Genomic DNA, 11,619 nt, shown 5'->3' on the forward strand with positions numbered 1-11,619 from the left:
CAAGCCCGAAGTCAACTTCCCCCTCAACTACTTTTGATTTACAGGTTGCGCATGTCCCGTGCGTGCAGGCGTGCGGAACCCAGATGCCATTTCTTAAACATGCATCAAGAATCGTTTGATTTTCATCGCAGACAATCTCAACCCCTATCGGCTCTATTTTAACTTTATATCTCATCAAAGTTTTTAAATTTTGTTTTACGCTGGTTTGAACTTAACAATTGATTTATGCCTGAGACCAAGTTCAGCAAGTGTTTTTTCAGCGTCGGGGTTAAATTCATTTTCAAAATGATACCATTTCCAGCTCTTAACATTTTTAAATTCTGGATCAAGCCCGTATAGCTGTCCGAAAATCAAAATTAAAATTGAAAATGATAAAATAAAATTTCTTGCCGGGCAATACATTCAGCTTGAAATTCCTGAAACAGGACAAAACAGAGCTTTTTCAATAGCATCTGGACCTGAAGCGGATGGAAACGAAGAAATTGAGTTGCACATACGGAAGGTGCCCGGCGGGCTTGCTTCCAAATATGTTTTTGAGGACTTAAAACCAAAAGATAAACTTAAATTTGCAGGTCCATTTGGAAGGTTCGTCCTAAGAAAGCATTTTGATAATCCGATACTTTTTCTTGCAGGTGGCACGGGGCTTGCACCAATTAAATCAATGATAATTGATGCTCTTAACTCTGGATTGAAGCAGGAAATTTATCTTTTCCACGGCTCACGCTCGCTAAAACATGTCTATGACTTTGAATTTTTCAAAGAAATTGAAGGTAAATTTGCAAATTTCTATTATATCCCTTCAATTGATAATCCAGAAGAAGGATGGACTGGTGAAACAGGATTTGTTCACGAAGTTGTTGGCAAAAGATTCCAGAAATTTGAAGGGTTCAAAGCTTATGTTTCTGGACCACCGCCGATGGTTGACGCTTGCATAAAGACATTGATGAAGGGTCGCTTATTTGCAGAAGATATTTACATTGAAAGATTTTTCACCGAAAAAGATAGAATCACAGGAGGTTCAAAAGTTGGCATCGTATCAAGAATTTGAAAATAAAATTGAACTTGAAATGATTGACCTTAAATCGCTTGAAGCAGGAGAATATCAAATAATCGGCGGAATTAAAACGCACTTTCATAGAGCTGGATTAGGGAAACCGCTTGTTTTCATTCACGGCTCGGGTCCGGGCGTGTCAGCGTGGGCAAATTGGAGATTGACTTTGCCATTTTTTGCTGAAAACGGATTTGAAGTTTTTGCTCCAGATGTCGTTGGCTTTGGGTATACGGAAAGACCGGAAAATTTTGAGTATAATCACAAAAGCAGGGTCAAACATATCGTTGATTTTATTAAGCATTTTGACCTTAAAGAAGTTAACATCGTTGGAAATTCCATGGGTGGGGCACTTGCTCTCGCAGTTGCTCTTGAAATCCCAGAAAGAATTAGAAAACTTGTCATAATGGGAAGCGTTGGAGTTAAATTCCCAATTACGGAGGGACTTGAATTTATCTGGGGCTATAAACCAAGCATTGAAAATATGAGGAAAGTCATCTGGTATTTGTCAAGCAATCCAGAACTTGTTGGGGAAGAGCTTGTGCGATTAAGATATGAAGCGTCAATTCAGCCGGGGTTTCAAGAGACATACGAGAAAATGTTTTATCCGCCATATCAAAAGCATCTTGATGAGATGGATGTTGAAGACAGATTGAGCGAGATAAAAATTCCGACGCTTGTAATTCACGGAAAACTTGATAAGGTGATACCGTATCAGATAAGTATAAGAATTTTTGAAAAGTTGCCAAACGCTCATCTTCACATTTTTGGAGATTGCGGACATTGGACGCAGATAGAGAAGAAAGATGAATTCAATGAGCTTGTGAAAGATTTTCTTCTTGTGGATTGATAAAAAATCAGATTTTGAGATATGAAACTTGAGCAAAAATATGTGTTAACTTCTGAAATCGCAAGAGAGATCGTAAATAAAGCGGAAGAAAGAGCCAAAGAACTTGGTGTCAAAGTTTGCATTGCTGTTGTTGATGACGGTGGGAATCTCGTTGAATTCAGAAGAATGACGGGAGCTCCAATTTTGAGCATTGAGATAGCGTTGAATAAGGCATTTACATCAATTGCTTTCGGACTTCCAACGGGTCAATGGTATGATTTGATAAAAGATGAGCCGGCTCTTTTGTATGGGATTGTTCACACGCCCCGACTTGTGATATTTGCAGGTGGATTGCCGATAAAATACGGTGGCAAAATAATCGGTGGTATAGGTGTAAGTGGCGCAACTTCCCAACAAGACGAAGAAATTGCAAAGGCTGGAATTTCAATTTTTGAAAACCAAAAAGTGTAATCGTGATGCAAAATGGCGTTTTTAAAATTCGGCTTATGCCAAATGATATAATTTTCACATGTAAACCCGGCGAGACGATACTTGATGCAGCATTAAGAAATAAAATTTCTCTCCCGCACGGTTGCACAAAAGGTGGATGTGGAATTTGTAAGATAAAAGTCGTTGGAAAAGTTGATTTCGGTCGTGTTTCAAAAAACAGATTAACAGATGAAGAAAAAGAGAAAGGATTCTGTCTTTCGTGTAGAGCTGTTCCGCTTGAAGATGTTGAAATATCTTTAATTGATGGTTCAAAGCTTGACGAAAGCTTTGATTATAAGCGATATTTTTCGCTTATCTTTGGCTCAAAAACAGTGCTTTAAATTAAAAAACTAAAAAACGGAGGTGCGCTATGCCATTTAGAATCTCTCGTCTCGGCTATGTTGAAGTCAAGGTCCTTGACCTTGACGATGCTCTTGACTTTTACACAAATGTTCTTGGTCTTCATCTTGTTGAAAGGGTCGGAAATAAAGCATATTTGAAGACATGGGATGAGCAGCTTGCTTATTCTGTTATCTTGACCGAGTCGGATTCAGCTGGTCTTGTCAGAGCCGGATTCAGGACAGTTGACCCTGAAGATGTTGATTATTTTGAAAAGAAGTTGAAACAATACGAAGTGCCGTATGAGGTTATCCCGGAGGATTACAAGCGTGGGAAGGCGATAAGATTTACAATTCCATCGGGGCATACTTTTGAAATTTATTATGACATTGAAATTCCCGGAAATTTCCTCCCGAAGGAAAGCCCCGACCCATGGCCAAGGAATTTAAAGTATGATGCTATTAACCCGCCAAAGATTGATCATATGCTTATAACCGCCCCTGACCCAACGAAAACAATAAAATTCTGTGAAGAAGTTCTTGAATTCAGAGCAACAGAATATATTGTCAATGGTGAAGGGCAACCGGTTGCAGCGTGGCTTTATCAAGCAAGGCAACAACCACACGACCTTGCTATAATCCCAGGGCGTGAAAAAGGATTGCATCATTTCGCTTTCCATATTTCAAGCGCTCAAGATATTTATCACGCAGCTGATATAATGGTAATGAACGATGTTAAAATTGATTGGGGTCCGGGTCGCCATGGTATAACGCGTGGAGCGGGAATTTATTTCTTTGATCCATTTGGAAATAGAATTGAAACTTTCGGCGGATACACTGCATATTTGTTTGATCCGGGTGCAAAGCCAATTATCTGGACAGAGGAAACAATGGGCAGAGGCGTCTTCTACTACGAGCGTAAGCTTGTTGAAACATTCCTCACCGTTTATACATAATTAAACAAAAGTGGGGCAGTCATTGCCCCGCTTTTAATTCCTTCACTTTCCAATTCTCATCTATCCATAAACCTTTAACTTCAACATCAAATCCCCATTGCTTTATTTTCTCAACCGCATTTAGAATTTGCTTAATGTGTGTGTTTTCATCAACTGGATTGCCAGCGCAATCATAATGCCCAGAAATTACAACAAGATTTGAAGCGTGGGCTTTAATTGATATTTCAACATTTCGCTTTATCAATTCAATCACATCATTTCTATTGGATGTTAAAACACCATCAACTCCGGGGAAAGTTATCAAATCAACGAAATCAACATTATAATTTTGCTTTAGAAATTCAATTACTGGAACTTGAGTTCGTCCGTCAATGCAGTTTATTGCAGTTGCAAATTTTGGCATCGTCTTTGCTTTTTTTCAAAAATTTAACACAAAAAACTTATTTTAGACAAACGATGTTTTCTATATAAAAGCCGAAAAATTGTTTATTTGAATTTTCGGGCGTAAATTTAAAAAACTTTTGAACGAAAGATTTAAAAACAAAACTTGATTTTTTATGTCTCAAAATTCTGATAAAAATTTGCCACTTAACGAGGTCAAAAATATCATAAATAGATTCCAAAATTTTCTCATAACAACGCATGTCAATCCAGATGGAGATGGACTTGGATGTGAAGTCGCACTGCTTTACTTCCTACGAAAACTCGGTAAAAATGCAGTTGTTATGAATGTAAGTGAAACACCGGGAAATTATAAATTCCTTGACCCAGAGAATGAATTTGTCATTTTGAACGAGAACGAGGCAACTCACATTGAGAAAATTTTAAATGCGGACGCAATTTTCATCTGCGATATGAATCAATCGCACAGATTAAAAACGATGGAAAAATATATTCTCCAAAGCAAGGCAATTAAAATCATAATTGATCATCATCTTGAAGCACAGGACTTTGCGGATTATTATCTGATAGATATAGATTCCCCGGCAAGTGGTGAGATATGTTATAGGTTGATAAAGTCGTTTGATGATGTTAAAATTGATAAACAAATTGCGATTGGACTTTACACTGCAATTATGACCGATACTGGTTCATTTAGATTTCCGAGAACTGACTCTGAAACCCATCGCATAGTTGCGGAACTTCTTGACGCTGGCGTTGATCCAACGGAAATTTATGATAAAGTTTATGAGCAAAGTTCTCTTGGTAGGATTAAACTTCTTGGCAGATGTCTTTCGGAACTTGAGACAAGATATGAGGGTCGGCTCGGTTATATTGTGGTGACTCAAAAAATGTTAAGTGATTATGGTGTTAAAGAATGGGAGACGGATGGATTTGTCCAATCAATTTTAAGCGTCGGTGGAATTAAAATTGCAATTTTTATTCTTGAACTTAAAGATGGTGTTAAATTAAGTTTCAGGTCAAAAGGTGAGATTCCGATCAATGAACTTGCGAAGGAATTTGGTGGAAATGGACATAAAAACGCAGCTGGAGCACGGCTTTACAATGTAGGTGTTGAGGAAATTTTAAATCAAGTGATTCAAAAGGCAGAAAAATACGCATATCTTGAAGAAAAACAAATTGAGGTTGAAAGATGAAGTTAACATTTTCAAAAGGGACATTGACGACAATAAAAGCAGATTCAATAATTGTTTTAACATTTTCAGATGAAAAACTTCTCAAAGAGACAGCTCAAAAACTTGACAAAGTTTTAAACGGGCAGGTTAGCACGATCATATCTGCTGGTGATTTCAAGGGCAAGGAAAAAGAAATTGCGGTTTTATATCCGAGCAATTCAAACTTGAAAGCAAAAAGAATTATTCTCGTTGGAATTGGGGAACGGGATAAAATAAACCTTGAGAAAATCCGTCGCTCGGTCGCAGTCGCATCAAAAAAGGCACAAAGCTTGAAGTCCGAGACAATAGCGATTGAATTTCCTGATTATTCCCTTCTCAAAGATAAAATAAATGAAACGCTTGATTACATCGCCCAGGCAATAGCTGAGGGTTCGGTTCTTGCACTTTACAAATTTGACAAGTATCTGACAGATGAAGAAAGGAAGAATAGAAAAGTCAAGGAAGTGATTTTATTTGTAGAGAAAGATTCAAAAGAGATAAAAGAAGGTGTTAGAGTTGCGGATATAGTTTGCAGTGCGGTTTATTTTGCTCGTGACCTTGCAAATGCCCCAGCAAATGAGATTTATCCGGAAACACTTGCGAAAGCTGCTGTTAATTCAGGGAAAAAGTATGGTTTCAAGGTTAAAGTTCTCGGGAAGCCAGAAATTGAAAAACTTGGGATGGGTGGACTTCTTGGTGTTAACTCCGGAAGTGCGAAACCACCAAGATTTATAATTATGGAATACAACGGGAATCCCAGAAGCAAGGAAAGATATGTGATTGTTGGCAAGGGTATAACTTTTGACAGCGGTGGAATTTCACTAAAACCAGCTCAGGGAATGGATGAAATGAAGATGGATATGTCCGGAGCTGCAGCTGTTATCGCAACGATGGAGGCAGTTGCAAGATTGGAATTGCCCGTAAATCTTGTTGGTCTTGTCCCTGCAACGGAGAACATGCCCGGTGGCTCTGCTTATAAGCCCGGCGATATTTTGAAGACATACAGCGGAAAAACGATTGAAGTTGATAACACAGACGCAGAAGGTAGAATCATACTTGCAGATGCTCTTGGATATGCGCAGAAATATAACCCAACAGCCATAATTGATCTTGCGACTTTGACAGGAGCTTGTGTTGTCGCTCTTGGATATTTTGCAACGGGTATGTTCGGAAATGATGAAAAATTGATGGAGGAAATTAAAAAAGCTGGTGAAAAAACTTATGAACGTGTCTGGCAACTTCCTACATGGGAAGAATACGATCAACTTATCAAAAGCGATGTTGCTGATGTCAAGAACACGGGCGGAAGATGGGCTGGGGCGATAACAGCAGCAAAGTTCCTTGAAAAATTTGTCGGAAATTACCCATGGGTTCATCTTGACATCGCTGGAACGGCAATGCTTGATAAAGAATATGATTATCAGCCCAAAGGTGGCTCTGGTGTTGGTGTAAGATTACTCGTTGAATTTTTCAGGAACAAAGCACAGAAGAAGTAAGGTTCTAAATTTTAGAAACTTTCGTTCAAATTTTAAATTCAGCGTCGTTTTTTAGATTTCTTTTTCAATAGCAAATTCAAGTTTTCAAGAATTTTCGTCAACAAAATCAATTTTTGCACTGATGAATTCGGAATGTAATTGTAAAAAAACAGAACTTTATCGCAGGTTAAACATAGATGAGCGAAACTATATTATCAAAAATTGGGAATACTCCGCTTTTGAAGATAGAGAAAGTAGCAGGACATTTGAAACATGTTTCAATTTACGCCAAAGCGGAGTGGTTCAATCCCGGGGGTTCGGTTAAAGACCGACCCGCTCTTTATATGATAATGGATGGAATTAAAAAAGGTCTTTTGACAAAGGATAAAATCATCATAGATGCAACGAGTGGAAACACCGGCATTGCTTATGCGATGATAGGCGCTGTCCTTGGCTATAGAGTTAAACTTGCCATTCCTCAAAACGCAAGCCCCGAGAGAAAGAGAATTCTCAAAGCTTACGGAGCTGAACTTATCTTCACAAATCCACTTGAAGGAACTGATGGAGCGCAAAAAATTGTGAAAGAGATCGTTAGTCTTGAACCCGAAAGATACTTTTATCCCGATCAATACAACAACGATGCAAATTGGCTTGCGCATTATGAAACGACCGCAGTTGAGATAATAAATCAAACAAAAAGGAAGATAACCCACTTTGTTGCGGGTCTTGGGACGACGGGAACTTTTGTCGGGACAGCGAAGAGATTGAAGGAGTTTAACCCAGAGATTAAAACGATAGCCGTTCAACCCGACTCACCTCTCCACGGAATTGAAGGTTTGAAGCATTTGCCAACCGCATTAGTTCCAGGAATTTACAAACCAGAACTTGTTGATGAGATGATTGAGGTTTCAACGGAAGAAGCATATGAAATGGTAAAGCGACTTGCACGTGATGAAGGTTTGCTTGTTGGTGTGTCATCTGGGGCAGTGATGGTTGCGTGTTTGAAAATTGCTGAAAAAATTGAAAATGGTGTAATAGTCACGGTGTTCCCCGACAGCGGCTTGAAGTATTTGAGTGAAAAATTTTGGGATGAAACAAATTTTGAATATGAAAATGATCCATCTGACGGAGGAAATAATTTCCGAAATAAAATCGCACGGTGAGAAAACTTATCCAGAGGAATGCTGTGGAATTTTGCTTGGGAAATTTGAGATTGATAAAAAAATTGTCTTTGAAATTTTGAAAATTGAAAATTCTCGTGAAAGTGAAAGAGAAAGGCGTTTTCTTATAACACCTCAAGATTACATCAAGGCGGAAAGATATGCCCGTGAAAAAGGTTTTGATATTGTGGGAATCTATCACTCACATCCGGATCATCCTGCTCAGCCGTCGGATTACGACCGAGAACATGCATTTCCATTTTTGTCCTATATCATTGTTTCAGTTGAAGGTGGAGTTGCTAAAGAAGTTAACAGCTGGGTTTTAAGCGAAGATAGAACGAAGTTTCATCTTGAAAAAATTGAAATCAAAAACAAAATTTAAAATAAAATTATGCCAGTCAAAGTTATGATTCCAACGCCTTTGAGACCATACACCGAAAACAAAGATTCAGTTGAGGTTGAAGGTCAAACGATAGATGAAATACTTTCAAATCTTGCTTTGAAATATCCACAGTTAAAAAGACATCTTTTTTCCGAAGATGGAAGGTTGAGAAATTTTGTGAATGTTTATGTGAATGAAGAGGATATAAGGTATCTTGATGGCGGAGATACTAAAATAAAAGAAGGTGATGTTGTGAGCATAATTCCAGCAATTGCTGGTGGAAATTTTCAAGAAAAAATTTTTTAAGGTGGTGAAATTATGACGGAGCAAATTTTAAACAGAGGTGTAAATCTTAACACAGATGGAGTTGAATTAAGTCGTGAGGAATTTTTAAGATATGGTCGTCATCTGATAATGCCAGAAGTTGGGCTTGAGGGACAGAGGAAATTGAAATCTGCGAGTGTTTTAATCATTGGTGCTGGTGGGCTTGGCTCTCCTCTCGCATTTTATCTCACGGCTGCTGGCGTTGGAAGAATTGGAATAGTTGATTTTGATGTCGTTGACATTTCAAATCTTCAAAGACAAATAATTCACACAACGAAAGATGTTGGAAGGTCAAAACTTGAATCAGCCCGTGAAAAACTCTTGGCTCTGAATCCAAATGTAAAGATTGAAACATACGAAACACGCCTCACGAGTGAAAATGCACTTGAAATAATAAAAGATTATGATGTCATCATAGATGGAACGGATAATTTCCCAACTCGTTATCTTGTAAATGACGCTTGTGTTCTTTTGAAGAAACCAAATGTTTATGGGAGCATATTCAGGTTTGAAGGACAGGCATCTGTTTTCTATGCAGAGGAGGGACCTTGTTATCGTTGCCTTTATCAGGAACCACCTCCACCAGGGCTTGTCCCAAGCTGTGCAGAAGGTGGAGTTCTTGGGGTGTTGCCCGGAATTATCGGAACAATTCAAGCTCTTGAGGCGATAAAGTTAATCCTTGGCATCGGTGAAACATTGATTGGAAGATTATTGATTTTTGATGCGCTTAAAATGAAATTTAGAGAGCTTAAACTTCGTAAAAATCCAAATTGCCCAATTTGTGGAGAAAATCCAACGATTAAAGAGCTGATTGATTATGAAGCATTTTGTGGTATAACCCCGGAACAGACGCTTCGTGAAACGGGCTTTGAGATAACTCCGGAAGAGTTGAAGCAAAAACTTGAAAATGGTGAAGATGTAATTTTGATTGATGTCCGTGAGCCACACGAGTATGAAATTAACAGAATTCCTGGAAGTAAATTGATCCCGCTTTCAAAACTTCCTGAAAAGGTCAACGAGCTTGATCAGACACGGGAAATTGTTTTCTATTGTAAGATGGGCGGGAGAAGCGCAAGAGCAGTTCAATTTTTAAGGGAGCTTGGCTTCACACGTGTTAAGAACCTTGCAGGTGGGATTGATGCGTGGATTGAAAAAATTGATCCATCAATGATGAGGTATTGAGAGAACTTGCCCCTAACCCTCTCTCTATTTGATTAGAATAACTCACCCCCTAACCCCCTCTCTATGTGATAGAGAGGGGGAATTAAAGGGGGTGAGTAAGAAAACTCACCTCCGTCCTTACGGACGCCTACTCTCTATTTGATTGGAATAACTCACCCCCGTCCTTTGGACGCCCCCTCTCTACGAAGTAGAGAGGGGGGAGGGGGGTGAGTAGGACAACTCACCCCCGCTCTAACGAGCACCCCCTCTCTATGCGATAGAGAGGGGGAAAGGGGGTGAGTAAGGGTGAGTTAATACTTGACTTTTCTTTTAACACTCACTAAATTTTAAACGAGGTAAAAATCAAGGGAGGTTTTAACAATGAGAACTGTTAAATTCTTCGCTTTTGCACAAAATCCAGAGTGGATTAACTTTACTGCAGGTAATTATGTTGGTGCGATTGCAGTTGAGGGGAATTACATCTGGGTTGGAACAAGTGGAGGGCTTGTTAAAATTGATAGGACAACAGGAAATATGACTTTTTACAACGAATTAAATTCAAGTTTGCCAAGTAATTGGGTTTGGGCAATAGCGATAGATGGACAAGGTAACAAATGGATTGGGACAAGTGGAGGACTTGCAAAGTTTGATGGAGTAAGATGGACAGTTTATAACACATCAAATTCAGGTTTGCCAAGTGATTATGTTTCTGCCATAGCGATAGATGGAGAAGGTAACAAATGGATTGGGACAAGGGGAGGAGGACTTGCAAAGTTTGATGGAGTAAATTGGACAGCTTATAACACATCAAATTCAGGTTTGCCAAATAATGGTGTTCTTGCCATAGCGATAGATGGACAAGGGAACAAATGGATTGGGACAGATGAAGGAGGACTTGCAAAGTTTGATGGAGTAAGATGGACAGTTTATAATAAATCAAATTCAGGTTTGCCAGATAATGATGTTCGTGCCATAGCGATAGATGGACAAGGGAACAAATGGATTGGGACAAATAGAGGACTTCCAATGTTTGATGGAGTAAATTGGGCAGTTTATAACACATCAAATTCAGGTTTGCCAGATAATGATGTTCGTGCCATAGCGATAGATGGACAAGGGAACAAATGGATTGGGACAAATAGAGGACTTCCAATGTTTGATGGAGTAAATTGGGCAGTTTATAACACATCAAATTCAGGTTTGCCAGATAATGATGTTCGTGCCATAGCGATAGATGGACAAGGGAACAAATGGATTGGGACAAGGGGAGGAGGAGTTGCAAAGTTTGATGGAGTAAGATGGACTGTTTATAAAACATCAAATTCAGATTTGCCATGGGATTATGTTTCTGCCATAGCGATAGATGGACAAGGGAACAAATGGATTGGGACAGATGGAGAAGGACTTGCAAAGTTTGATGGAGTAAATTGGACTGTTTATAACACATCAAATTCAGGTTTGCCAAGTGATGTTGTTTCTTCTATAGCGATAGATGGACAAGGGAACAAATGGATTGGGACATATGGAGGAGGACTTGCAAAGTTTGATGGAGTAAGATGGACTGTTTATAACACAAGGAATTCAGGTTTGCCAAGTAATAGTGTTTTTGCCATAGCGATAGATGGACAAGGTAACAAATGGATTGGGACATTGTGGGGAGGACTTGCAAAGTTTGATGGAGTAAATTGGACTGTTTATAACACAAGGAATTCAGGTTTGCCAAGAAATGTTGTTAATGCCATAGCGATAGATGGACAAGGAAACAAATGGATTGGGACAGATGAAGAAGGAGGACTTGCAAAGTTTGATGGTAAAAAATGGACTGTTTATAACACATCAAA

At 38.9% G+C, this 11,619-nt stretch carries 15 protein-coding genes; 12 read left to right on the forward strand and 3 right to left on the reverse strand.

Going from position 1 to position 11,619, the window contains the following annotated elements; translation table 11 throughout:
• The coding region (locus AWW83_RS09420; protein ID WP_143713964.1) for a 2Fe-2S iron-sulfur cluster-binding protein at positions 1 to 175 on the reverse strand (175 nt) is incomplete at its 3' end.
• A gap of 20 nt (positions 176 to 195) precedes the next feature.
• Positions 196 to 402: a hypothetical protein gene (locus AWW83_RS09425; protein ID WP_092351121.1), complete on the reverse strand. Its 207-nt coding sequence runs from the start codon at positions 400 to 402 to the stop codon at positions 196 to 198.
• Here AWW83_RS09425 and AWW83_RS09430 point away from each other — a divergent pair.
• Genes AWW83_RS09430 through AWW83_RS09450 form a run of 5 tightly spaced genes read left to right on the forward strand, consistent with a single transcriptional unit; the run spans position 401 to position 3,660 of the window.
• Positions 401 to 1,048 (forward strand): FAD-binding oxidoreductase, encoded by a 648-nt coding sequence (locus AWW83_RS09430; protein ID WP_234697302.1) that lies wholly within the window; start codon positions 401 to 403, stop codon positions 1,046 to 1,048. The two genes, AWW83_RS09425 and AWW83_RS09430, sit on opposite strands and share 2 nt — an antisense overlap.
• Positions 1,026 to 1,898, forward strand: coding sequence for an alpha/beta fold hydrolase (locus tag AWW83_RS09435; protein ID WP_234697301.1), 873 nt, complete (start codon positions 1,026 to 1,028; stop codon positions 1,896 to 1,898). Before AWW83_RS09430 ends, AWW83_RS09435 begins: the two co-directional genes overlap by 23 nt.
• Before the next feature lie 21 nt (positions 1,899 to 1,919).
• Positions 1,920 to 2,348: a GlcG/HbpS family heme-binding protein gene (locus AWW83_RS09440; protein WP_092351123.1), complete on the forward strand. Its 429-nt coding sequence runs from the start codon at positions 1,920 to 1,922 to the stop codon at positions 2,346 to 2,348.
• Between the two features lie 5 nt (positions 2,349 to 2,353).
• On the forward strand, positions 2,354 to 2,707 hold the full coding sequence (locus AWW83_RS09445) for a 2Fe-2S iron-sulfur cluster-binding protein (protein WP_092351124.1): 354 nt from the start codon (positions 2,354 to 2,356) through the stop codon (positions 2,705 to 2,707).
• A gap of 29 nt (positions 2,708 to 2,736) precedes the next feature.
• Positions 2,737 to 3,660, forward strand: a complete 924-nt coding sequence (locus tag AWW83_RS09450) for a catechol 2,3-dioxygenase (RefSeq protein ID WP_092351125.1) — start codon at positions 2,737 to 2,739, stop codon at positions 3,658 to 3,660.
• A 19-nt stretch (positions 3,661 to 3,679) separates the two neighbouring features.
• Here the strand turns inward: AWW83_RS09450 and AWW83_RS09455 are convergent, their stop codons facing one another.
• A complete protein-coding gene (locus tag AWW83_RS09455) occupies positions 3,680 to 4,063 on the reverse strand; it encodes a carbonic anhydrase (protein ID WP_092351126.1) in 384 nt (127 codons plus the stop codon).
• Positions 4,064 to 4,217: 154 nt separating this feature from the next.
• On the opposite strand from AWW83_RS09455, the gene AWW83_RS09460 reads away from it, so the two are divergent.
• The 7 genes from AWW83_RS09460 to AWW83_RS09490 form a co-directional block, all read left to right on the forward strand.
• Complete coding sequence (locus AWW83_RS09460; protein ID WP_092351127.1) at positions 4,218 to 5,258, forward strand: DHH family phosphoesterase; 1,041 nt, start codon at positions 4,218 to 4,220, stop codon at positions 5,256 to 5,258.
• Positions 5,255 to 6,772: a leucyl aminopeptidase gene (locus AWW83_RS09465; protein WP_092351128.1), complete on the forward strand. Its 1,518-nt coding sequence runs from the start codon at positions 5,255 to 5,257 to the stop codon at positions 6,770 to 6,772. Before AWW83_RS09460 ends, AWW83_RS09465 begins: the two co-directional genes overlap by 4 nt.
• 176 nt (positions 6,773 to 6,948) lie before the next feature.
• The gene (locus AWW83_RS09470; RefSeq protein WP_092351129.1) at positions 6,949 to 7,914 is read left to right on the forward strand and encodes a PLP-dependent cysteine synthase family protein; all 966 of its coding nucleotides are present in this window, start codon (positions 6,949 to 6,951) and stop codon (positions 7,912 to 7,914) included.
• Complete coding sequence (locus AWW83_RS09475) at positions 7,865 to 8,293, forward strand: M67 family metallopeptidase (RefSeq protein ID WP_092351134.1); 429 nt, start codon at positions 7,865 to 7,867, stop codon at positions 8,291 to 8,293. Before AWW83_RS09470 ends, AWW83_RS09475 begins: the two co-directional genes overlap by 50 nt.
• A 9-nt stretch (positions 8,294 to 8,302) precedes the next feature.
• Positions 8,303 to 8,599 (forward strand): ubiquitin-like small modifier protein 1, encoded by a 297-nt coding sequence (locus tag AWW83_RS09480; RefSeq protein ID WP_092351130.1) that lies wholly within the window; start codon positions 8,303 to 8,305, stop codon positions 8,597 to 8,599.
• A 12-nt stretch (positions 8,600 to 8,611) separates the two neighbouring features.
• Positions 8,612 to 9,799, forward strand: a complete 1,188-nt coding sequence (gene moeB, locus AWW83_RS09485; protein WP_092351131.1) for a molybdopterin-synthase adenylyltransferase MoeB — start codon at positions 8,612 to 8,614, stop codon at positions 9,797 to 9,799.
• Between the two features lie 360 nt (positions 9,800 to 10,159).
• Positions 10,160 to 11,619: ligand-binding sensor domain-containing protein (locus AWW83_RS09490; protein WP_092351132.1), on the forward strand; the 1,460-nt coding region annotated here is incomplete at its 3' end.

Source organism: Candidatus Chryseopegocella kryptomonas (assembly GCF_001536065.1).
GTDB lineage: Bacteria > Bacteroidota > Ignavibacteria > Kryptoniales > Kryptoniaceae > Kryptonium > Kryptonium kryptomonas.

Excerpts from the sequence above, each read along its gene's own strand:
- AWW83_RS09425 (WP_092351121.1), bottom strand. The coding sequence starts at position 402 with ATGTATTGCCCGGCAAGAAATTTTATTTTATCATTTTCAATTTTAATT.
- AWW83_RS09440 (WP_092351123.1), top strand. The coding sequence starts at position 1,920 with ATGAAACTTGAGCAAAAATATGTGTTAACTTCTGAAATCGCAAGAGAG.
- AWW83_RS09445 (WP_092351124.1), top strand. The coding sequence starts at position 2,354 with ATGCAAAATGGCGTTTTTAAAATTCGGCTTATGCCAAATGATATAATT.
- AWW83_RS09450 (WP_092351125.1), top strand. The coding sequence starts at position 2,737 with ATGCCATTTAGAATCTCTCGTCTCGGCTATGTTGAAGTCAAGGTCCTT.
- AWW83_RS09455 (WP_092351126.1), bottom strand. The coding sequence starts at position 4,063 with ATGCCAAAATTTGCAACTGCAATAAACTGCATTGACGGACGAACTCAA.
- AWW83_RS09460 (WP_092351127.1), top strand. The coding sequence starts at position 4,218 with ATGTCTCAAAATTCTGATAAAAATTTGCCACTTAACGAGGTCAAAAAT.
- AWW83_RS09465 (WP_092351128.1), top strand. The coding sequence starts at position 5,255 with ATGAAGTTAACATTTTCAAAAGGGACATTGACGACAATAAAAGCAGAT.
- AWW83_RS09470 (WP_092351129.1), top strand. The coding sequence starts at position 6,949 with ATGAGCGAAACTATATTATCAAAAATTGGGAATACTCCGCTTTTGAAG.
- AWW83_RS09475 (WP_092351134.1), top strand. The coding sequence starts at position 7,865 with ATGATCCATCTGACGGAGGAAATAATTTCCGAAATAAAATCGCACGGT.
- AWW83_RS09480 (WP_092351130.1), top strand. The coding sequence starts at position 8,303 with ATGCCAGTCAAAGTTATGATTCCAACGCCTTTGAGACCATACACCGAA.
- moeB (WP_092351131.1), top strand. The coding sequence starts at position 8,612 with ATGACGGAGCAAATTTTAAACAGAGGTGTAAATCTTAACACAGATGGA.